General features: G+C 57.4%; 19 protein-coding genes and 1 tRNA gene. 10 read left to right on the top strand and 10 right to left on the bottom strand.

The features are described 5' to 3' along the window. Positions 1-238: 238 nt before the first annotated feature. A complete protein-coding gene (locus tag Q0903_RS16720) occupies positions 239-712 on the bottom strand; it encodes a MarR family transcriptional regulator (protein ID WP_299030638.1) in 474 nt (157 codons plus the stop codon). A gap of 90 nt (positions 713-802) precedes the next feature. Between Q0903_RS16720 and Q0903_RS16715 the strand changes: the two genes are divergently transcribed. The 8 genes from Q0903_RS16715 to Q0903_RS16680 are packed head-to-tail and all read left to right on the top strand — an operon-like array spanning position 803 to position 9064. After that, positions 803-1741 carry a PDR/VanB family oxidoreductase gene (locus Q0903_RS16715; protein ID WP_299417194.1) on the top strand — a complete coding sequence of 313 codons (939 nt, stop codon included), beginning with the start codon at positions 803-805 and terminating at the stop codon, positions 1739-1741. Between the two features lie 12 nt (positions 1742-1753). After that, entirely contained in the window at positions 1754-3091 is a 1338-nt protein-coding gene (locus tag Q0903_RS16710) for an aromatic ring-hydroxylating dioxygenase subunit alpha (protein WP_299417192.1), read from the top strand. Continuing rightward, on the top strand, positions 3088-3561 hold the full coding sequence (locus Q0903_RS16705; RefSeq protein WP_299417190.1) for an aromatic-ring-hydroxylating dioxygenase subunit beta: 474 nt from the start codon (positions 3088-3090) through the stop codon (positions 3559-3561). Before Q0903_RS16710 ends, Q0903_RS16705 begins: the two co-directional genes overlap by 4 nt. Further along, positions 3558-5159, top strand: a complete 1602-nt coding sequence (locus Q0903_RS16700; RefSeq protein WP_299417188.1) for an AMP-binding protein — start codon at positions 3558-3560, stop codon at positions 5157-5159. The genes Q0903_RS16705 and Q0903_RS16700 overlap by 4 nt, the downstream gene beginning before the upstream one ends. Continuing rightward, positions 5156-6325 (top strand): thiolase family protein, encoded by a 1170-nt coding sequence (locus Q0903_RS16695; protein ID WP_299417186.1) that lies wholly within the window; start codon positions 5156-5158, stop codon positions 6323-6325. The genes Q0903_RS16700 and Q0903_RS16695 overlap by 4 nt, the downstream gene beginning before the upstream one ends. Then, positions 6322-7572, top strand: a complete 1251-nt coding sequence (locus tag Q0903_RS16690; RefSeq protein ID WP_299417184.1) for an SDR family NAD(P)-dependent oxidoreductase — start codon at positions 6322-6324, stop codon at positions 7570-7572. Before Q0903_RS16695 ends, Q0903_RS16690 begins: the two co-directional genes overlap by 4 nt. Continuing rightward, a complete protein-coding gene (locus Q0903_RS16685) occupies positions 7569-8342 on the top strand; it encodes a cyclase family protein (protein ID WP_299417182.1) in 774 nt (257 codons plus the stop codon). The genes Q0903_RS16690 and Q0903_RS16685 overlap by 4 nt, the downstream gene beginning before the upstream one ends. Continuing rightward, complete coding sequence (locus Q0903_RS16680; protein WP_299417180.1) at positions 8339-9064, top strand: SDR family oxidoreductase; 726 nt, start codon at positions 8339-8341, stop codon at positions 9062-9064. The genes Q0903_RS16685 and Q0903_RS16680 overlap by 4 nt, the downstream gene beginning before the upstream one ends. A 3-nt stretch (positions 9065-9067) precedes the next feature. On the opposite strand, the gene Q0903_RS16675 is transcribed toward Q0903_RS16680, so the two are convergent. The 7 genes from Q0903_RS16675 to dctP all read right to left on the bottom strand — a co-directional run bounded on the left by Q0903_RS16675 (position 9068) and on the right by dctP (position 17166). Next, complete coding sequence (locus Q0903_RS16675; protein ID WP_299417178.1) at positions 9068-10570, bottom strand: indolepyruvate oxidoreductase subunit beta family protein; 1503 nt, start codon at positions 10568-10570, stop codon at positions 9068-9070. Beyond that, on the bottom strand, positions 10567-12723 hold the full coding sequence (locus Q0903_RS16670) for an indolepyruvate ferredoxin oxidoreductase subunit alpha (RefSeq protein WP_299417176.1): 2157 nt from the start codon (positions 12721-12723) through the stop codon (positions 10567-10569). The genes Q0903_RS16675 and Q0903_RS16670 overlap by 4 nt, the downstream gene beginning before the upstream one ends. A 76-nt stretch (positions 12724-12799) precedes the next feature. Further along, positions 12800-13288, bottom strand: a complete 489-nt coding sequence (locus Q0903_RS16665) for a MarR family winged helix-turn-helix transcriptional regulator (RefSeq protein WP_299417174.1) — start codon at positions 13286-13288, stop codon at positions 12800-12802. A gap of 97 nt (positions 13289-13385) precedes the next feature. Then, a complete protein-coding gene (locus Q0903_RS16660; RefSeq protein WP_299417172.1) occupies positions 13386-14183 on the bottom strand; it encodes an aspartate/glutamate racemase family protein in 798 nt (265 codons plus the stop codon). A gap of 28 nt (positions 14184-14211) precedes the next feature. Then, complete coding sequence (locus tag Q0903_RS16655) at positions 14212-15549, bottom strand: TRAP transporter large permease (protein WP_299030625.1); 1338 nt, start codon at positions 15547-15549, stop codon at positions 14212-14214. Positions 15550-15576: 27 nt separating this feature from the next. Continuing rightward, on the bottom strand, positions 15577-16080 hold the full coding sequence (locus tag Q0903_RS16650; protein WP_299030624.1) for a TRAP transporter small permease subunit: 504 nt from the start codon (positions 16078-16080) through the stop codon (positions 15577-15579). 66 nt (positions 16081-16146) lie between these two features. Continuing rightward, positions 16147-17166, bottom strand: a complete 1020-nt coding sequence (gene dctP / locus Q0903_RS16645; RefSeq protein WP_299417170.1) for a TRAP transporter substrate-binding protein DctP — start codon at positions 17164-17166, stop codon at positions 16147-16149. Between the two features lie 191 nt (positions 17167-17357). Between dctP and Q0903_RS16640 the strand changes: the two genes are divergently transcribed. Next, positions 17358-18443, top strand: coding sequence for an NAD/NADP-dependent octopine/nopaline dehydrogenase family protein (locus Q0903_RS16640; RefSeq protein ID WP_299417168.1), 1086 nt, complete (start codon positions 17358-17360; stop codon positions 18441-18443). 1 nt (position 18444) lies between these two features. Further along, a complete protein-coding gene (locus Q0903_RS16635) occupies positions 18445-19425 on the top strand; it encodes a 3-hydroxybutyryl-CoA dehydrogenase (RefSeq protein ID WP_299417166.1) in 981 nt (326 codons plus the stop codon). Positions 19426-19429: 4 nt separating this feature from the next. Here Q0903_RS16635 and Q0903_RS16630 read toward each other — a convergent pair whose 3' ends face one another. Then, positions 19430-20530 (bottom strand): histidinol-phosphate transaminase, encoded by a 1101-nt coding sequence (locus tag Q0903_RS16630; protein WP_299417164.1) that lies wholly within the window; start codon positions 20528-20530, stop codon positions 19430-19432. Positions 20531-20914: 384 nt separating this feature from the next. Next, a tRNA-Asn gene (locus Q0903_RS16625) sits at positions 20915-20989 on the bottom strand. Positions 20990-20994: the final 5 nt, after the last annotated feature.

Raw genomic sequence — 20994 nt, 5'->3', positions numbered from 1 at the left:
ATGAAGCAGTCCCACCCAAAACAAACGCAAAAGCAGCCCCAAGTAAACTACCCCCAAATACTAAACGACGTCCCATATTCTCTCCCTAATGGTGATAAATGCGCTTGTTCCGCCGCGCGGTGCGCATCTGTTTTATCTTGATTAGCCGCGGCCTTGGTTGCCTGACACTACCGACCTCCGCAAACTATATGAGATTTCATGTAATCTGAATTTTCCCTGACTGAAAACAGTTTTTTGTTCAGGGCTTCTTTGATGCGCCCTCATCCAGCGTATCCAAAAGGGCGCGCAAGAGGGGTTTCAGGTTCTGCCCGCCTTCACCGGAAAGCTGTGAAAGCAGCTTGGTTTCATGGGCTTGCGCTTGGGGCACCAGCGTATTGGTCAGTGCGCGACCTTGCGGGGTGAGAAAAACCCTGACGCGTCTGCCGTCCGTTGGATCGCTTTGACGTATCAGCATTCCGCGCTGTTCCATCTGCGCAATGATACGGGTGAGGCGCGATTGTTCGACCAATGCAATGCGCGCCAACTGGGTAATCATCGCCCCGTCGCGGTCATGCAGGCAAGCGAGGACGCGCCATTCAGGCACTCTGAGCCCGAGAGAGCGCACCTGCGCGTGGAATTGCGCGCTGGCTCCGTCGCTGGCAGCAGCCAGCAGGTAGAGCAGGTAGTCTGCTACAAACTCGGGCTCGTCTTCGGTGGGCTGTAGGTCTGTCATTACGCGGCGCTGATCGGGAGGGAAAGCGGGGCAGAAACAACTTGACCTAAACTATATGAAATTTCATATTCTTTCACAAAGGAGGTTCCCATGAACAAAATTTCCGGTGTCGTGGCAGAAGTAACGCCGCTGACCGACCGTATCAGCAGCTTGCGGGTCGCTGCAACCGATGGTGCGGCGCTGCCCAAGTGGGAGGCAGGTGCCCATATAGAATTCGATGTGGCAGAAGGTACGCGTGCCTATTCTCTGGTGTCTTTCGATGCGCCGTCAGATGCGCCGGCATCTTATAACGTCGCAGTGCAGCGTGAAGACGGTGGGCAGGGCGGATCAATCGCGATGCATGGGTTGAGTGTTGGCGATTCTGTTCAGTTCACGCCGCCAAAAAACAGCTTTGCGGTTGCCCGTGGTGCGCCTGCGGTTTTGCTGGCGGGAGGGATTGGTGTAACGCCGCTGATTTCGATGGCTGCTGCGCTGGAGGCATCCGGCCAAGCGTTTGAGTTCCATTATGCCGGACGCAGTGCGGACGTAATGGCCTACCGCGCTGCGATTGAAGCGCGTTGGGGAGATGCAGTTCATCTGCACTTTGATGACGCGATACCGCTTGATCTGGACGCGCTGATCGCGTCGGTCGGGCAGGCGCATTTGTACATTTGCGGGCCGCGCGGCTTGCTGGATGTTGCGCGCGCCAAAGCTGAGGCTGCAGGCATTGCGCCAGCCAATGTGCATTATGAGGTATTCGATGCCGTAAGTGCGCAAGAGGGTGATACCGCTTTCGAAGTCGAGATCAACGATGGCTCCGTGTTCACTGTTCCCGTTGGCAAAAGCATCATTGACGTATTGGAAGAAAATGATGTCGATGTCATGTATGATTGCCAGCGGGGGGATTGCGGCATCTGTCAGTGCGACGTGATCGAAGGGGTGCCAGACCACCGTGATGTCGTGCTGAGCGAGGGTGAGCGCGCCGCAGGCGATGTGATGCAGATCTGCGTGAGCCGTGCAAAATCCGCGCGTCTTGTGTTGGATATCTAAGGAGGTAGAAGGATGCAGCGTTATTCAGGTATTGATGAGGCCGCAGCCTTGGTTGAGCCACATCAGGTGCACCGCGACGTCTACATTAACCAAGACGTATATACCCTTGAGATGCGGCATGTTTTTACAAACGCTTGGGTCTTTGTCGGGCACGAAAGCCAGACCCCCACAAAGGGCGATTATTTCGCCACGCAAATCGGCGACCAGCCCGTTATTCAGGTGCGTCACAAAGCGGACGAGGTTCACGTTCTCTACAACCGCTGCCCACACAAAGGCACCAAAATCGTCATCGACCGTCAGGGAAACACGGGCAAGTTCTTTCGCTGCCCCTATCATGCTTGGTCGTTCAAGACCGATGGCTGTCTGCTCGCGATCCCTTTGAAAAAGGGCTATGAGGGGACGGGTCTGGAGAATACCGCCAGCGGCAAGGGCATGAAAGCCGTAGGTGCCGTGCACAACTATCGCGGCTTTATCTTTGCGCGGCTGGCCGAGGACGGCATCAGCTTTGAAGAGTTTTTTGGCGACAGTCTTAGCTCTATCGACAATATGGTTGACCGTTCGCCCGAGGGGCGGTTGGAAGTTGTTGGTCCACCACTACGCTATCTGCACCATTGTAACTGGAAGATGCTGGTCGAAAACCAGACAGACACCTGTCACCCGATGGTGGCTCATGAAAGCAGTGCAGGCACTGCCGTAAGGCTTTTTGAAGAGCTGGACCTACCCGAAGGCGCGCCCAGACCACCCGCGATGGAAATTATCGCACCCTTCATGTCGCCCTACGAGTTCTTTGAAGGTATGGGCATCCGCACGTGGCCCAATGGCCATGGACATACGGGTGTGAACCATTCGATCCATTCCGACTACACGGCCATTGAGGGTTATTTCGAGGCGATGACGGAGGCCTATGGCGAAGACCGCGCTAAGGAAATCCTCGACGAAAACCGCCATAACACCGTCTATTTTCCCAACATTATGGTCAAAGGGCCAATCCAGCAGTTACGTAATTTCATTCCGCTGGCAGCCGACAAAACGATTGTAGAGAGCTATATCTACCGCCTTGTTGGCGCACCGGATGAGCTTACGGCGCGAACGGCCATGTACAACCGGATGATCAACGCGCCGACCTCTATCGTCGGTCACGATGATCTGGAGATGTACGAGCGCGCGCAAGAGGGCCTGCATGCGCAGGGGATGGAATGGGTGAACATCCAGAGGCTGCTGGAGGAGGACGAGGACTTTGGCGCTGAAGCCACCCATAACGGCACCACCGAGCGACAGATGCGTAACCAGTTCAACGCTTGGGTGAAGTTCATGAGCTATGATGCGCAATCGCAGGAGGCAGCGGAATGAGCGTCTCACGCGATCAGCTGATTGATTTCATCTATGACGAGGTTCGCCTGCTTGATGAAGGCCGCTATGACGAGTGGCTGGCGCTCTGGCTGCCCGATGCAATGTACTGGATGCCGCTGGACTATAAACAGAGTGATCCGATCAACGAGACATCGCTGCTCTATGAAGACTTGTTCATGCTGAAATTGCGGGTAGAGCGTTTGAACGGTGCACGCACTTTCAGCCAAAAGCCCAAGAGCCGTTGTCATCATGTGATCCAGCGGCCTTTTGTGGACGAGGTGGGAGAGGACCGTTTTGTCACCACGACCAACATGCACTACGTCGAGACGCGGCTGGACGAGCAGCAGTTGCTCGCACTCACCGCGCGGCATGATCTGGCGCTGGTGGATGGCGCACTTCGCATCGCGGGCAAGCGGGTAGATATCCTCAATTGCGACGCGGCGTTCCGCAACATCCAGTTGCTGCCATGAGCGATCCGAGCGTTTATCAAACTTTCGCAGCTAGTGCGGGCCGCTGGCCTGATCGCGCGTTTCTGAATGTCCTGCCAGAGACAGCAGAGGTTTACGGCATAGACGCCGGTGAGATTACTTATGCGCAGGCGTTGGGGCGTGTGCAAAGCTATGCCCAACAGATCAAGGTGGCAGGCTACGTCAAAGGCCAACGTGCTATGCTGCTACTGGAAAACCGCCCCGACTATTTCCTCTGGTGGCTCGCGTTCAATGCGCAAGGTCTCTCTGTCGTCCCTGTGAACCCCGATCTGCGTTTGGCAGAGATGGCCTATATGATCGGCCACGCAGAGCCTGTAGTGGCAATCAGTGTGACCGCGCGGGTGGATGAGATGCGCGCCGCCGCGCACGAGGCGGGGGTGGAGATGCCTGTCATTCCCTTCGGCACACCTTTGCCAACCGCTGTTACGCAAGCGGCCATTGCGGCGCGTGCGGGCGATGCAGAGGCGGCACTGCTTTATACATCCGGCACCACTGGTCAGCCCAAGGGCTGTATCCTGACCAATGATTATTTTATTCAAGCAGGTCAGTGGTATGCGCGCGCCGAAGGGGTCTGCGCGCTGAATACCGACGGCGAGCGGATGATCACCCCGCTGCCGATTTTCCATATGAACGCCATGGCCTATTCCTTCATGGCGATGGTGACAGTGGGCGGATGCCTTACCGCACTTGACCGCTTTCATCCACGTAGCTGGTGGGCCAGTGTGCGCGACAGCGGGGCGACTTGTTTGCATTATCTGGGCGTCATGCCCTCGATGTTGATGGGCATGCCTGCCACACAGGACGACCGCAATCATAGTGTTCGCTTTGGCTTTGGCGCAGGGATAGACCCTGAATTGCATAGCGCCTTCGAAGAACGCTTTGGCTTTGCGCTGACCGAGGCTTGGGCCATGACAGAGACGGGCGCGGGGGCAGTGATCTGCGCCAACCGTGACCCGCGCCATGTAGGCACCTCCTGCATCGGCTGGCCCGACGACAGCGTCGAGGTGCGGCTGGTGGACGAGGCAGGTCAAGACGGTGATCACGGCGAGTTGCTGGTCCGTCACGCGGGCCCCGATCCGCGCAAAGGGTTCTTTGCGGGCTATTTCAAGAATGAAGCGGCAACAGACGAAGTTTGGCAGGACGGCTGGTTCCACACTGGCGACATTGTGCGCCGCGCGTCCGACGGGACAATGTATTTCGTAGACCGCAAAAAGAATGTGATCCGCCGCTCGGGCGAGAATATCGCAGCGGTCGAGGTTGAATCTGCTCTTGCGCGTCATCCGGCGATTGCGCGCGTGGCTGTGGCAGCCGTGCCGGATGAGATGCGCGGCGACGAAGTCTTTGCCTGCATCGTACCCGAGGGCCCCGCTGATGCGCAGACGGCACAAGCCATTACCACATGGTGTCTGACGCAACTGGCCTACTACAAGGCACCAGGCTACATCGCCTTTGTCGAAAGCTTGCCAGTGACCTCTACCCAAAAACTGCAACGTGCTACGCTGAAAACACTGGCCGCAAAGCTGCTGGATGATCCCGCGACCATCGACACACGGCATCTGAAAAAGCGGGCTGCCGCGTGACGCGCTTGCCGTATGACGGTGTTGTGCTTGTGGCGCCTGTCTCGGTGCCTTACGTGCGCTACACCAATGAGACGGCGCATTGGTGGATTGCGCGCGCGCTGCGCGAGGCGTTGGCGATTATCGGTATGGCACCACAGGAACTTGATGGACTGTCCGTCTCCAGCTTCACGCTTGCACCTGATACTCCGGTCGGGCTGACCCAGCATCTGGGCATCTCGCCCCGTTGGCTGGATACCGTGCCGATGGGCGGCGCGTCCGGTGTGGCGGCAATGCGCCGTGCGGCACGTGCCGTGCAATGCGGCGACGTGGATGTGGTGGCTTGCGTTGCAGGTGACACCAACCGCATCGACAGCTTTCGCAACCTTCTCTCGGCTTTCTCGCGGTTTTCCATGGACGCGACCTTTCCCTATGGGTTCGGCGGCCCGAACGCGAGTTTTGCGCTGCTACAGGATGCTTACACCCAAGCCTATGGTGCAAAGCGGGAGGATTTCGGCCGCATCGCCGTGGCACAACGGGCCAATGCGCTGTGCAACCCCCAAGCGATCATGAAAAAGCCGCTCAGCCTTGAGGGCTATATGGACGGGCGCATGATCTCTGACCCGATCAGCCTGTTTGACTGTGTCATGCCCTGCGCGGGGTCCGAGGCTTTTGTACTCATGCGCGAAGATATGGCGCGGGCCAAGGGTCTTCCTTTTGCGCGCATCACTGCCACGATTGAGCGGACCAATGCCTTCCCCGATGATCCCATGCAGTTGCGCGGCGGATGGGCGGTAGATGTGGACGAGCTGTGGGCGATGGCAGGGCATGGGCCACGCGACATCGACGTGCTGCAGACCTATGACGACTATCCGGTAATCTGCATGATGCAATTCGAGGATCTGGGCTTTTGTGCCAAGGGCGAGGGGCCGGAATTTGTCCGCCGCCACGACCTGACGATCGGTGGGAATTTTCCGCATAACACTTCCGGCGGGCAATTATCTGTGGGCCAAGCAGGTGCTGCGGGCGGCTATCTGGGGTTGGTCGAGGCGATCCGGCAGGTGACTGGCACTGCAGGGCCGACACAGGTAGAGGGCGCGCGCCGCGCCGCTGTCTCTGGCTTTGGCGTGATCAATTATGACCGCGGGTTGTGCTCTGCCGCCGCTGTGATCGAAGGGGAGGGGCCATGACGACTCCGCTGATGCCGCCACCCAAGAAAGATCCGCAAAAGCGCACAGTCGTTCCTGTCTTGCCCCCTATGGCGCGCAGCCGCGCCGCATTGGGGCTGGGAGTGATGGCGGCGCAAGGCCGCTTTGGGCTGCAAGTCTGCGCGGAGTGTCAAACCGTTCAATACCCACCGCGCGATGCCTGCCGCCAGTGCCTGTCATCCGATCTGCCGTGGTGTGATATTGATCCTGCTGGCACTGTCATGGCCGAAACCACGATCCGTGTCTCACCCGAGCCTTATTTCCGTGAACGGATGCCGTGGCGAATGGGGGCTGTGCATCTGGCAGCAGGGCCTACGGTTAACTGTCACCTGCATGGCGAAGTCGGGCGTGGCGACGCTGTGCGCATGGCTGTGAAGCTCGACAAAGCAGGGCAGGGTGTGTTGATCGCGTTGCCGCTGAAAGGAAGTGTATCTATGCAAGATGATCCGGTGCTGCGCGCCATGTCGTGTGATCCTAAACACCGTCGCGTTCTGATCACGGATGCGCGGTCCCCTATAGCGTTGGCGCTGACAATCGCACTACTGGATGCGGGGGCGGCACATGTTTTTGTAGGGGAGCCTGAGGCGTGGTTGCACTGGCCTGAACGGACGGTGTTCGAGGGGATGGAAAACGTCTCGATCCTGCCGCTTGATGTGACGGATGTATCATCCGTGGCAAAGCTCGCGGCCGAGATTGGTGGCAAGGTTGATATCTTGATTAATACAGCCACCTATGTGCGCCCCGGTGGGGTACTGGGCCATGATACGAACTTTGCCACCCGCAGTTTTGAGGTCAACACCATCGGTTTGATGCGATTGGCGCAAGGTTTCGGGCCGGGTATGGCAGCGCGGGTGCAGGACGGGACCAACTCTGCCACGGCTTTCGTCAATATCCTGTCGGTGCGTGCCTTGTCGCCTGATGCCGCTTATGGCGCGTTTGGCGCGTCGCAGGCTGCCGCGCGCTCACTGTCGCAAACCCTACGGGCAGAGTTTCGTGCCAGTGGGCTGCGTATGGTCAATGTCTACATAGGTCCTGTCGAAGGCGATCCGTGGTTCCAGCCGCTGCCGCCGCCAAAAGTCACGCCCAAAGCCATTGCACGCACGGTGATCGGCGCGCTGATCGACGGGTTGGAAGAAGCGGCTTGTGGCGATATCGCACGCGATGTGTATGCACGATGGCAAGCAGACGCGCTGTTGCTGGAGCGTGAAATGACGGAGGGTGGATCATGAGCAATCTGATCGGGAATGTGGCGGAGGCGCTGGCTGCTGGCACTGCACGTATTATTGATCTCACCCATACACTGGACCCTGATTTTCCGGTGATCATCCTGCCGCCGGAGTTCGGGCAATGCGCGCGGTTTCGTATGGAGGAGGTGAGCGCCTATGACCATCGCGGTCCCGCGTGGAAGTGGCATAACCTAACGCTGAACGAACATACCGGCACGCATTTTGATGCGCCCAGCCATTGGGTGTCGGGGCGCGATGTGCCCAACGGCAATGTGGACGAAATTGCGCCGAGCGTCTTTGTCGGCCCTGTTGTGGTGATTGATTGTGCGCAGGGTGCAGCACAGGATGATGATTTCGAACTGACGCCAGAAGTGATCGAGGCGTGGGAGGCAACGCATGGCATGATCCCTGCGGATACATGGGTATTGATGCGCACCGATTGGTCCAAACGGAGTGGCGCCGAATATCTCAACATGGCCGAGGACGGCCCCCATTCGCCTGGTCCCACACCCGCGGCGGTAGAGCTGCTATTAAAGCGTAATATTCGCGGTTTCGGGACCGAGACCGTGGGCACAGATGCTGGGCAGGGCATGCACTATGTGCCGCCCTATCCCGCACATTATCTGTTGCACGGCGCAGGGAAATTCGGGCTGCAATGCCTGTGCAATCTCGATCAGTTGCCGCCTACGGGTGCGCTGCTCATCGCGCCACCGCTCAAGATCAAGGGCGGCACAGGAAGTCCGCTGCGTGTGCTGGCGATGGTGATGACATGACACAATATACAGCCGTGATTACTGGCGGTAGCAAGGGCATTGGCGCTGATCTGGGGCAGCGACTGGTGGCAAAAGGCTATGACGTCGTCTCGCTTTCGCGCGGTGCGCCAGAGTGGTCTGATCCGCGCCTTACCCATGTCGAAGTAGATCTTTTGGACGCCGAAGCCACTGCACAGGCTGCCGCACAAATTGCGGCCCGACATGAGGTCACACATCTTGTCCACAACGCGGGCATGATCTGGCCCAATCTGCTGGAGGAGGCGACCTCCGCCGATCTGGCGGGGCTGACGCAACTGCACCTAGGTGCGCCACTTATTCTGTTGCAGGCATGTTTACCCGCAATGAAGACACGACAGTTCGGACGGGTGATGTTTAACGGCTCCCGCGCAGCCTTGGGGGTGCCTACACGTACCGCATATTCTGCGACCAAGGCGGGCATCATTGGCATGGCGCGCACTTGGGCGTTGGAGCTGGCACCGCATGGCGTAACGGTCAATGTCGTCTCACCTGGTCCGGTCCAGACGGATAACTTCTGGGACATTATTCCCAAAGGCAGCGACCGCGAGGCGGAACTGGCCAAGCGTATACCGGTTGGGCGTTTGGGAACCGTGCGCGACATCTCGAATGCATTTTTGTTCTTTTGCGATCCCGAGAACGGGTTTGTCACGGGGCAGACGCTCTATGTTTGTGGCGGCGGAAGTGTTGGGGCTTTGTCGCTGTAGCGGCTAGGTAAATGATCGCACAGTTGCCAAAGCGCCCTCCAATGCCTCGCCCTTTTCATCTGCCAGTGCCGCCTGCCTTAGCCGTTTGATCCAATCTGCGGCATCCGCACGGCCTGTTAGAATTCCGAGTGCGCCGATAACTTTGTCGAATTTTGAATGGCCGCGGATATGCGTGTCGGAATAGCCCTTGATCAACCGCTGGCAGGTAAGGATTTCGATGGCAAGGGCAACATCGGCAGGCGCGGCATGTGTGGCCGCTGACAAAAGCCGCTCGAGATGAGCTGTCTCGTATCTGTGGCGCAGAAATTTGCGGCGGTGCGGCTTCAAGGTGCTGACCAGCCAGAGCAGGCCAAATCCTGTTAGCCCGTCAGTACGAATGCGCCGCCCCTTATTCACAATGCGGTCCAGCAGCGCGAATGCGCGCGGTCGTGCTTCAATCCATGCGCCGATGGTGGCAGGCATTGTGCCGCAGACTTCTTGGGCGCGGGGGTGGAAATATTCTGTGACATGCACAATTCCGCCTTCGGGTATCTCTTGCTCGCCGCGCAGGCGGTTTTGTCGCGAAGCGCGTGTTTTTAGATCGGCAACCCTCAAGATGTCATCGTAACACATTGCGTTTGCGATGTATTTTGCAGCAGCATTCACCAATTCTGCGTTTGACGGATCAAAGGCGCCAAGATGTTCCAGATAGGTTTGCCCATAGGCGAGGTCTTGGTAGTCAACAACTTTGGTCAGGCCAGCGTCGATCATCGGCTGTGCCGAGGTGGGAAAGTTCGCGATCTGCGCCCTCAGATCATCCCAGCCAGCCAATAGGCTCTTTGGTCCTGTGACCTGTACAGCGCTGGTTGTCGGCGGTGGACTTGCTGCATCAGGGCAATAGGTCAGTGCAGCATTGAACGCGGCAAGGCTCTGCGCGACGCCGCGTCCCGATGCTGTGATCACTTCTTCGAAAACTGCGGTGTCAAACGGCAGCGCGCCACTGCGTGCAAGCCCGCCAAACAGGCTGGCCGAGATCATTGTGCCCGCATCTGCCGCCAAAGTTTCCATATCAAAGCAGACGCTGCTCAAAGCGGATTTGGTGATTTCCTCTTGGACCAGCGCGCCTTCGGCGCGGCCATCACCAGGGGTTTCTTTTTCGGAAATGGCGAGGATACGATGGGTCGAGGCGATCAGCGTTGTGCGGTCAGGGGTGACAAACCCGCGCAAGACCGCGCGGCCCGCCTCCATCAGTTCTGCCGCAATCAAAACATCCAGATCACCGGGCGAAGGGCTGAGCGCGAACACGGGTTTGCGATCGCCCAGCGGTGCCATTTCCACGTAGTATATCGTGGCGCCTGTGCGTTGCGCCACACCGGCCACAGAGGTCATCTGGACGGCATAGCCGCCGCGCGTGGCCAGATCGGCGATCCAGTTGGTCAGAACGCCGCCGCCCTGACCTCCGACAGCCAGTACAGCCAGCTTGATGATCTCGGTTGAGGGAACTTGCGGGGCTGCGTGTATATTCATCCTGCGTCCTCCGAGAATACGAGCCGTTTTGCGTCACGGCGGCGTTGCAAACGGCTGATAAGTTTTTGGCGCCAGCTGCTGAGCAACCGGTCGAAACGGGAGGGGTTTTCGATCAGATCGGCCTGATAGAACGAAGGGCAGAGCACGGCAGCATCCGCGACTTCCCCACAATTTCCGCAGCCGACACAGTTTTGATCAATGCTGGCAACGGGATCATCACGCAGCGGGTCGTCTAGGGTTTTCAATGACAATGACGGGCAGCCAGACAAGCGCATGCACGCATGATCGCCTGTACAAACATCCTCGTCGACACCAAAGCGCGTGCGCGTCATCCGCTTGCCCTCGGCAACGGCCTTTTTGCGCTGCGGCTTTTCGCGGCGCTGTTTGTTGAGCATACATTCGGACGAGGCGATGATGACTTTGGGGCCTGTTTCGGGGGTCTCAAGCGCCTCTTTCAACGTGCGTTCCATCAGGCCTACGTCATAGGTGCGGTCAATCTGGCGGACCCATTTCACGCCCATACCTTCGACCGCCTTTTTTATGGGGTGTTTGGTGGACTTTGATTTGTTATCCGCGCGCGACGAGAGGATGTCTTGGCCGCCTGTGGCAGCCGAATAGTAGTTATCAACGATGATGATCACGCCGTCATTGTCGTTGAACACCGCGTTTCCGATAGAGGACGTCAGGCCGTTGTGCCAGAACCCGCCATCGCCCAGAAACGAGATTGAGCGCCGTCCAGCTGTCTTGTCATTAAACGCGGATGCGGAAGCAGGGCCAAGCCCGTAGCCCATGGTTGTCGCGCCAATGTCGAAAGGAGCGTTGATCGAGAACAGGTGACAGCCGATATCACTGGCAATGTGGTGTGGCCCCAGTTTCTCCTCGATCATCTTGGTGGCGGCAAAAATCGGGCGTTCGGGGCAACCGATACAAAAACTGGGCGGGCGTGCGGGAACAGTTGCCGACAGTTCCGGCATTTTGAGGACGGGCGGCGCGTTGGGCGCACGCGCAGCCGAAGGCATCAGATCAGGAGCGGCATCACGCAGATAGGCCGAGACCCCGTCAAGCAGGACAGGACCAGTGAGTTCACCGGCTTCGGGGAAGGGGCCTTTGCCTTCCAGCGCGCAGCCCGCGCCTGCTTTGTGCAGGATGGCGCGGATGTTTTGCTCGATATAGGCAGGGTGGCCTTCCTCTATCACCAGAATACTGTCTTTGCCGTCAGCAAAGGCGAGGATTTCGTCATCGACCAGCGGATAGGTGACGTTGAGAATATGCAGCGGGATGTCGCAATCGCCATAAATGTTGGCCAGCCCCAGGCGTTGCAGGGCACGGATCACCCCGTTGTAATGGCCACCCTGACAGATGATACCGACGCGGCCTTGTGTGGGGCCAAAATGCTCGTTCAGCTTGTGGGTGCGGATATAGTCGATGGCAGCGGGCAGTCGTTTTGTCACTTTTTCCTGCTCGTGCAGAAAGGATGCGGGCGGCAGTACGACCCGCGAAAGATCGCGCTTGGGGTTTTCAAGTGCGTCTTTGACTGTCGTTGGTGGGATGACGTTGTCATGGGCCTCAAACTCTCCCAACAGGTGGCATGATTTGATCCGCAGTTGCAGCATTACCGGGCTGTTGGAGGCCTCGGAGAGGGCAAACCCGTCGCCCACGGCCTTGACCATCGAGGGCAGATCAGGGCGCGGATCAAGTAGCCAGATCTGGCTTTTCATCGCGAAAGCATGGCTGCGTTCCTGCATGATAGAGGAGCCTTCGCCATAATCCTCGCCGACAATCACCAGTGCGCCACCTGTCACGCCACCCGAGGCCAGATTGGCCAGCGCGTCCGAGGCTACATTGGTGCCTACAGTTGATTTGAACGTCACTGCGCCGCGAATGGGGTAATGTACCGACGCGGCCAGTGTCGCGGCCGCTGTTGCCTCTGACGCGCTGGCCTCGAAATGCACACCCATATCGGCAAGAATGTCCTGCGCATCGGCCAGCACGTCCATAAGGTGCGAGATCGGCGAGCCTTGGTAGCCCGCTACATATCCCACGCCATTTTCCAGCAATGCTTTGGTAATCGCCAAGATGCCTTCACCGCGGAATGTCTCCCCTGCACCGATTTTCAGGTGTTGGACTTCTTTTGCAAACGAACGCTCTGCCACGGCTTTTTCCCTTTAGGCTGATATATGCATTTGCATAGATAGGTATAGCAAAGGATGTTCAGGGAAAAGGGTAAATTCAGACGTCGTTCTGGCGGATATTTTGGAGGATTTGCAAAAGAGTGGAGAGAAAATCTTCGCGCTGCTGGGGGCTTAGGCCGACAAACAGCGCATCTTCAGCGGCGGTCATCTGGGGCCATACTTTGTGATACGCAGTCAGCCCTGCGGGGGTGATCACCACCACACGTACACGGCTGTCATTCTCGCTTACAAGGCGTTGGATCAGCGCATCTCGCTCCATCTGGTCGAGGGTGCGGCTCATCGTCGATTGCTCGGCCACGGCGACCACGGTTAGCTCGTTCACGGTCAGCTTGCCCATAGTGGCAAGGGCGGCCAGCACACGCATTTTTGGGATTGTCAGCCCCATGCTGGTCACACTTTCTTGTACGCTTTGGTTATAGCGCCGTGCAATCCGGTTGATCAGATACGGGGCAAAGCGAGACAAGCCTTCGCCGGCTTGTGGTGTTGTATCAGGTTGTTGCTGGGCTTGGCCGTCGGGGATGCGCATTCCGACCTCCCTCCGCGTGAGTTGGTGTAATGTATATTTCATAGCGGTTTAATGGTGGGTTGATCCGAGGTCTATGCGATAGTGCAAAGCAAACAGGCTACTTCGATCCGAGTGCGGACTGACCGTGTGCGATAAGCGTGCGAAAGTCGCGCTTGGCCCGTTCGTTGGCCTTCACAAAGCTTGTGCCGCGGTTTGGCTCCAGATCGCTGAGCGCGCGCAGCTGCACCCACATCTCGGCAGATTTAAGGGCGACTGCGGCACAGTTCACAACAGGTGCTGCACCGACTTTATACCCAGGCTCCCCTCCGATCAGCAATCCGGGCAAGATGCCAGCGGGGACAATCACATCGGCTCCGCCTTGCACCATGGGCATCGCGCACTCCGAGAACCCTTGCAAAAGGTTTGCGCGCTTGCTGTCATCGCCTGCAAAACAGGCGTTGAAATCCGCAGGGGTCAGGCCCAGCCCTGTAACGTGCGAGATACGGCTGCCCAAGCCGTAAAGATCAGCCTGTTCGCGGTGGATCACCTCAAATGCAGGGTCCAGCGTCACCAGCCCGATACGGCGGCCCAGCTGTGAGGCAGCAAGCAGCGTTGCCTCTCCTGCGCCGACCACTGGCATAGAAAGAGTGGCACGCAGATCATACAGGCAAGGGTCTTGAAAATGCCCCATGACAAAGCAGTCATAGCCTGCCTCCTCAGCCCCAATTCCGGCATCTATGGCTTGAATGCCGCAGCGCAGCTCGCTCAACCTCCCGAAATCACGGTCTGGCGGGGCCATGCCGAACACCTCGACCTGCGTTCCGGCTGCGGCAATCCCGTTGAGGTAGGATTGCAGGGTTTCCAGATATGCACCTGCTGTGTTGGCGTCTACAAAGCTCTGCCAGTATATCCGCATAATATGGTCCTAATGCCTGTGTTATCTGCTATTGGCCAAGGCTGGGCAGCCACAAGGCAATGCCTGGAAAGATAATCAGCAATGCGACCAGCAGCATGGAACATCCGATGAACGGCAGCGCCGCGATGTAGATGTCTCGCATCGTGGTCCCGGGGGAGGAGACACCCTTCATCACAAACAGCAAAAGGCCGAATGGCGGCGTTGTAAAACTTATCTCAAGCGCGAGCAGGACGATCACACCGAACCAGATCAGATCAAACCCCAGTGTTTGCGCCAGCGGGAAGAAGATCGGCACTGTCAGAAGCATCATGGAGAGTTGATCCATGAACATGCCCAGAACCAGCAATATAGCAAACATAATCAGCAGCATGGTGAGAGGTGACAGATCAAATCCTGTAGCCCAGTTGATTAACCCCGAGGAAGCCCCGGAAAAGGCCAGCAGCGCCGAGAATGTGGCCGAGCCAAAGATAATCAGCAAAGCCATGGTTGTGACTTTGAGCGCGCCTGTGACGGATTTCACAATACCGTCCCATGTAAGTGAGCGGTATAGGGCGGCGAGCAGTAGCACACCCAGACACCCGAAAGCGGCGCTTTCGGACGGAGTGGCGATGCCAAACATGATCACAAGGATCACGCCGATGACAACCGATACCATGGGCAGGATATCGACAAAGAACAGCCTTAGCTTTTCCATTCCGCTGGTCGGGTCCAGATCATACATCGGCGCGGCGGAGGGGTCATACAGTGCCATGCCAAGGATCAGGATCACATAAAAGATCGACAGCATCAGACCGGGCATGATGCCCGCGATCAGCAGGGCGCCGATGTCCAGCTCTGCCAGCGTAGCCAGCAGCACCGCCAGCGCGGAGGGCGGGATGAGCATGGCCAGACCGCCTGTGCCGAGGATCGGACCAATGGCCATGTGCTTTTTGTATCCGCGTTTCTCCATCTCTGGCACCATGAGCGAGCCTAGAAGCGCGGTAGAGCCCATCGAGGATCCTGATAAAGTGGCAAAGGCGGTACCACCTGCCACGGTCACAAACGACAAGCGCGCAGGTAATTTGCCCATCAGACGGTCCACCGCACCGAACATGCGATTGGCAAGGCCAGTGAAAAAGAAGATTTCGCCCATCAGCAGGAACATCGGCACAGGCATAAGATTAAAACTGGTGATCGTAGGGATGGCGTTATTGGCCAACTGGCCGATGCCGCGCGACATCTGGTCAAAGATATCACCGCGGCCACCCATGAAATAGGCCGCACCGATGCAATTTGCGGCCAGAAACGCCAAAGCCACAGGTACGCCAAGAGACATGAAAAACAGGATCATCCCCAGCAGGAAAAAGAGCGCCTCATACCATTCCATCACGCATCGCCTTCGTCGGTTTGAGAGTTATTCATGTACGCCCGCTTCGCCTGTGTGAAGCAGGACAGGGCCGTAGACAAACCGAGAGAACTGCAGCCCCATCAAGCCAAAGCCGATGGGCATCGCGCCCAGCAAAAGATATTTGGGCATGTCCAGACTGCGCATTTCAGCATCGCCGAACTGGTAGGCGCGCATCGTTGCGCCGAATGTGTACCAGACCAAGACCGCGCAGATCAGTACGCACAAGGCCGAAACACAGCGGCTGAAAGGGCGCTGAATGCTGCGTGGCAGGGCAGCGGTTATCAACTCGATGAATACATGACCGCGTTCGCGCACCAGCCACGGCGAGGCGGCCATGACAATGTATAAAAGCCCGAATTCGGCAAAAGTGAAAACGTGGCTCGACCATGCGCCAGCGAGGTTAAAGGTGCGCGCCAATGCACTGATCACAATGCCAAACATGATCGCCATCAGATAAACGCCCGCAAAGATCGCCAGCAGATTACACAACCGGTCAACAACTCTCATCATGTTAGAAATACCTTCAGTTGGCACCACCGCAAAGGATTGTGCAGTGGTGCCATAGTGCAGGAGAGCTTATTCGCCCAAGTAGTGCTTGCGCAGCGCGTTGTAGGTTTCGGCACCTGCGCCACCGCCGTCAATACGCTCATACATGCGGGCCCATGCGGCATCGTCCGCCATGGTTTGATAGGCGGCACCTGCTTCTTCGGAATGGCTGACAAATGTCATGCCGCCGTCTGCGAGGACTTTTGCATCGGCCTCAACTTCGGCACGGCGATCATTATAGGACTTCGCTTCCCACTCGATCATGACTTCCTGAAGAAGCGCCTGAGATTCTGGCGAGAGATCGTTCCACGCATCTAGATTGAAAATCACACCGATGTCGGTGCTGTAGAACGTAGGATCGACACGGTATTTCAGGAACTCGTTCCATTTCAGCTGCGGAATGCCGATCTCGGTCCATGCGGCGGCGTCAACGACACCTTTTTCCAGCGCAGCATACACTTCGGTGGAGGGCATGGAGGAGGTGGTTGCGTTCATCGCTTCAAAGAAGGCGTGATAGATCGGGTTATCGCGCAGTTTTACTCCTGTGAGGTCTAGAACGCCGTTTTCGTCGAACTTCGGCTCGGAGTTCATGTAGATGTGGAACTTCACGCCGCCATCAATCCACATCATGTGTTTGACGCCAAAACGGTCCTGATGCGCCTGATCCATCAGCGCAGCACCCCCGTTTGCGCGGGCCTCCATTGGTGTTACGCGCGAGGCGACCATGGCGTCGATCTCGGGCACATTGGCGCCGTAAAAGCTGCCCGGAGTGTGGACCATATCCACAACGCCGTCCCGCACAGCGGCAGGCTGCTGGAACATGCCTATCGCTTCGGGGCCGCCGCGCACGTCGATCTGAACAATGCCTTTGCCTCTTTCATTGATGTCATCGACCATCGCAAGGAAGGTTTTTGTATAGACGAGAAAATCGGGAAATGCGTGAACGGCGCTTACGCGATCTTCGGCATGTGCCAGTGTGGGCGCGATAGCAAGTGCCAGACCAGCCGCCGCCAGCGTCGCCTTCTTTGAAAAACGGGTGAAATAAGTCATGTGAATACTCCCTGTTCACGGTGTCATCTGTGCGATGCTTTGCGCACCTGCATCATTTGTTGACGCGCAAGCCAGCGGAGGCCGACTTACATGCATTTACATATAGAGGCTTGACGCAGCGGTATTTGCAACAAAAACATTGGAAATACGTGCAAACGCACAATCAATGGTCGAACCGGAAGGCTTAAGCTATGGAAATTGCAGTACTGGGTGGCGGTAATGGTTCGACAGCAGCGGCCGTCGATCTGACGGAAAACGGCCACCGTGTTCGATTCTGGCGGCGAAACCTACAGGCGCAAACGGCCTTGCAGCAGGCAAACAATACAATCGCGCTCAAGGATTTTGCAGGCACGCGGGCTGTGCAGATTGCCGTTGTGACCAGCGAGATAGAAGAGGCCGTCAAAGGTGCAGAGCTGATCGTATGCCCGACCCCCGCGACCGCGCAGGCCGATATTGCGCAGGCGATGGCACCTTACCTGACAGACGGACAGGTGGTATTCCTGCCGCCTGGTAGTTTCGGCAGCTGGATGATGGCGGATATTGTGCGCAGGTCTGGGAACGGTGCGGATGTGTCATGGGCCGAGGCAGGCACTTTGCCCTATCTGACGCGCTTGCACGGCGCGGGAACGATCGCAATTACCACCCGTGCCACACGCCTGCCTACAGGTGTTTATCCGATGCGCAACGCAGATCATGCGCACAGCGTGCTGGCGCAGGCTTACCCATCGGTAGAGCCTGCGGGCGATGCCCTGTCAGGCGCGCTGATGAACGCAGGTCCGATCATTCACCCGCCGCTGATTATCATGAATGCAGGCCCGATCGAGCATTTCGATCATTGGGATATCCACAACGAGGGCACCCAGCCTGCTATTCGCCGCGTAACAACGCGGCTGGATTCCGAGCGGATGGCCCTGCGCGAGGCCTTGGGCTATGGCGGGCCGCATTTCCCGCTGGCCGACCATTACGACAACGCGGCTGACGAATGGATGTATGGCAATGCCGCCCATGAAAAACTGACCGATAGCGGTGACTGGCGTGAAAATCTGGTCCTGACCGAGCATCGCTACATGCGGGAGGATATCGCCGTCGGCCTTGCTTTTCTGGTGTCGGTTGCCGATTGGGTGGGGGTTGCCGCTCCGACTGCAACAGGGCTTCTTGCGCTAGGGTCGGCCATTTGTGACGATGATTTTCGCCAGTCAGGCCGCACGCTAGAGACGCTGGGACTTGCCGATATGGGTGTAGGACAGCTGCAAACAGTGTTGCGGGACGGTGCATAACATGAGCGATAAAGAGATTATTGCAGCCGTCGGGGCGGGGCGCATGGGGCGCGGTATGGCTATTGCTTTTGCATATTCTGGCCATCACGTACGGCTTGTGGATGCCAAGCCGCGCAGTGCCGCCGAGTTTGAGACCCTGCAAACGGCTGCACTGAGCGAGATCAGATCGGCACTGGGGCTGCTGGCGGGCTTTGGTCTGTTGGAAGAACATGAAATTGAAGGCGTGGCGGCCCGTGTGCAGTGCTATCCATTGATCCGGATGGAATCTGCCCTTGATGGGGTACCCGTCATCTTCGAGGGGGTGCCCGAGACATTGGAAGCCAAACGCGAAGCCTTTGCCACTATATGTCGCTACGCGGATGAGGAGGCGATCATCGCCTCGACGACCTCGACAATCCTGTCCAATGATTTGCAGGGGTTTGTTACCCATCCCAAGCGTTTCCTGAACGCCCATTGGCTCAACCCCGCCTATCTTGTTCCGCTGGTCGAGGTCTCGCCTGCGGAGCAGACTGCGCCGCAGACAACCCGGACACTCAAGGCGCTGCTGGAGCGGATCGGGAAAGTGCCTGTCGTTTGTGCTGCCAGCCCCGGCTATATCGTGCCGCGCATACAAGCGCTGGCAATGAACGAGGCAGCGCGTCTGGTCGAAGAAGGGGTCGCCAGTGCGGAAGATATTGATAAGGCAACCAAATACGGGTTCGGCTTTCGGTTCGCTGTCCTTGGCCTGCTAGAGTTTATTGATTGGGGCGGAGGCGATATCCTGTTCTATGCCAGCCGCTATATGTCGGATGCCACGGGCCAAGACCGCTTTGAAGCGCCGAAGATTGTGCAACAAAACATGGCGAATAACCGAAACGGCCTGCGTGATGGCGAAGGGTTTATGACGTATGAGGGTATGGACGTGGCAGCCTATCAAAAAGAGCGTATTGGCGCGTTTGCCGCAATGTTGCGCCATTTGGACAAGATGCCTGTTAAGGGTTAACGCCTTACGGGTCTACCTGCCGGGCATCCTGAAAGCTGCGAATGCAATCAACGAGACGGTCGTTGTTTTCGGGCAAGTGCAGCGAAAACCGGAAAAACGGCTCCAGACCCTGCTCACGGGTGCGGTTGACGATAAAACCTTCTTGATCAAACAGATGCTCGACCAGTTTCTCTGTCGTCTGGGGCGATGCATCCCGTATGCGTGCCATGAGGAAGTTCGCATGGCTTGGTACGACCTCTAGCCCCAATTGCCCCAAGGCACCTGCGATGCGCGTGCGTTCGGATATGATCGTTGCAACACGGGCGTCCACCTGCTCCTGCTCTGCTAGAACGGCGTTTGCGGCGGCCTGAGCCAGTGCATTTACTGTTCCCATCCCCCGCGCGGCATACAGGATCGGGATCATCCAAGCGGATGCGTGGCACCAGCCTGCGCGCAATCCAGCAAGGCCATATGCTTTGGAAAAGGTGCGTGTGATGATCACATTTTCATGCGCGTCCACCAGCCGGTGAACGTCCGCGCAGTACCCCTCGACAGCAAATTCGCCATAAGCCAGATCCAGTACAAGAATGACATGGCGCGGCAGGCCATCGGCCAGGCGGTGCAGTTCGGGTACAGGGATCAGCGTGCCTGTGGGGTTGTTGGGGTTGGCCAGAAATACAACCCGCGTCTTTGGTGTGACGGCAGCCAGCAGCGCATCTACGCTGGACGTAAACGCCACCTCTGGCGCTTTGACCAGCGTGGCACCCACACGCTTTGTCGTGAGTTCAAATTGAATATAGCCGTATTGGGAAATGAGGATTTCATCCCCTGTTCGGGCAAAACACCGCGCAACGACGTCCAAAAGCTCTTCCGAGCCGTTTCCGCAAACGATCTGCTCTGCGTCAATGCCATTTCGCGACGCAAGTGCATCGCGCAACGCGTCGCAGTGGGGGCTGCCATAGGACTGGCCCTGTTTTGCGGCTGTTTCTATTGCCTGAAGAACACTTTCCAATGGCGGATAGGGTAGTTCGTTGAAACCCACATTTATTACAGGCAGACCTTTTGGCTGCGGGCGGTTTATGCGCCCGCGCAGATTGGTCGGCTCAAGATAGGGCGCGGGCCTCATGGGAAATCCTTACACGTCACTGCCCCATGGAACATCAAAACAGCCATCACGCGCAAGTATTGCGTTGTCGTGTGGCAACGTCCCAACTGATTTGGGTCTTGGTTTTCGGGTTTGAGCGGTTCTGGTGGGTAAAGGAGGTCGGCTCTTGAATAACGCGCCAGCTATTTGATCGAAAGAGCCTTTGCCTGTGCTAGGCCATCAAACCGCAAGACAGATCTACATCACGCGACCTGCCATTGCTTTCTTTCGGGCAAATGCGAATGAAAAACAGATCAATACATGCGCTGAACAAAACAATTGCGTAAGGGATCAAACAGCGATCAAAAAGCTTGTAAGGTCACACCCCGTCAAAAGTGTGCATGCCATTCTACATCTTGGGTAAAATGGCTCCGGCGGTAGGGATCGAACCTACGACCAATTGATTAACAGTCAACTGCTCTACCGCTGAGCTACGCCGGAACGGT

It is taken from the genome of uncultured Sulfitobacter sp., assembly GCF_947502895.1.
Lineage (GTDB): Bacteria > Pseudomonadota > Alphaproteobacteria > Rhodobacterales > Rhodobacteraceae > Sulfitobacter.
Note: the sequence above shows the minus strand (reverse complement) of the source record. Positions and strands in the feature narration are given on the sequence as shown.

Excerpts from the sequence above, each read along its gene's own strand:
- Q0903_RS16720 (WP_299030638.1), bottom strand. The coding sequence starts at position 712 with ATGACAGACCTACAGCCCACCGAAGACGAGCCCGAGTTTGTAGCAGAC.
- Q0903_RS16715 (WP_299417194.1), top strand. The coding sequence starts at position 803 with ATGAACAAAATTTCCGGTGTCGTGGCAGAAGTAACGCCGCTGACCGAC.
- Q0903_RS16710 (WP_299417192.1), top strand. The coding sequence starts at position 1,754 with ATGCAGCGTTATTCAGGTATTGATGAGGCCGCAGCCTTGGTTGAGCCA.
- Q0903_RS16705 (WP_299417190.1), top strand. The coding sequence starts at position 3,088 with ATGAGCGTCTCACGCGATCAGCTGATTGATTTCATCTATGACGAGGTT.
- Q0903_RS16700 (WP_299417188.1), top strand. The coding sequence starts at position 3,558 with ATGAGCGATCCGAGCGTTTATCAAACTTTCGCAGCTAGTGCGGGCCGC.
- Q0903_RS16690 (WP_299417184.1), top strand. The coding sequence starts at position 6,322 with ATGACGACTCCGCTGATGCCGCCACCCAAGAAAGATCCGCAAAAGCGC.
- Q0903_RS16685 (WP_299417182.1), top strand. The coding sequence starts at position 7,569 with ATGAGCAATCTGATCGGGAATGTGGCGGAGGCGCTGGCTGCTGGCACT.
- Q0903_RS16680 (WP_299417180.1), top strand. The coding sequence starts at position 8,339 with ATGACACAATATACAGCCGTGATTACTGGCGGTAGCAAGGGCATTGGC.
- Q0903_RS16675 (WP_299417178.1), bottom strand. The coding sequence starts at position 10,570 with ATGAATATACACGCAGCCCCGCAAGTTCCCTCAACCGAGATCATCAAG.
- Q0903_RS16665 (WP_299417174.1), bottom strand. The coding sequence starts at position 13,288 with ATGCGCATCCCCGACGGCCAAGCCCAGCAACAACCTGATACAACACCA.
- Q0903_RS16660 (WP_299417172.1), bottom strand. The coding sequence starts at position 14,183 with ATGCGGATATACTGGCAGAGCTTTGTAGACGCCAACACAGCAGGTGCA.
- Q0903_RS16655 (WP_299030625.1), bottom strand. The coding sequence starts at position 15,549 with ATGGAATGGTATGAGGCGCTCTTTTTCCTGCTGGGGATGATCCTGTTT.
- Q0903_RS16650 (WP_299030624.1), bottom strand. The coding sequence starts at position 16,080 with ATGATGAGAGTTGTTGACCGGTTGTGTAATCTGCTGGCGATCTTTGCG.
- dctP (WP_299417170.1), bottom strand. The coding sequence starts at position 17,166 with ATGACTTATTTCACCCGTTTTTCAAAGAAGGCGACGCTGGCGGCGGCT.
- Q0903_RS16640 (WP_299417168.1), top strand. The coding sequence starts at position 17,358 with ATGGAAATTGCAGTACTGGGTGGCGGTAATGGTTCGACAGCAGCGGCC.
- Q0903_RS16635 (WP_299417166.1), top strand. The coding sequence starts at position 18,445 with ATGAGCGATAAAGAGATTATTGCAGCCGTCGGGGCGGGGCGCATGGGG.
- Q0903_RS16630 (WP_299417164.1), bottom strand. The coding sequence starts at position 20,530 with ATGAGGCCCGCGCCCTATCTTGAGCCGACCAATCTGCGCGGGCGCATA.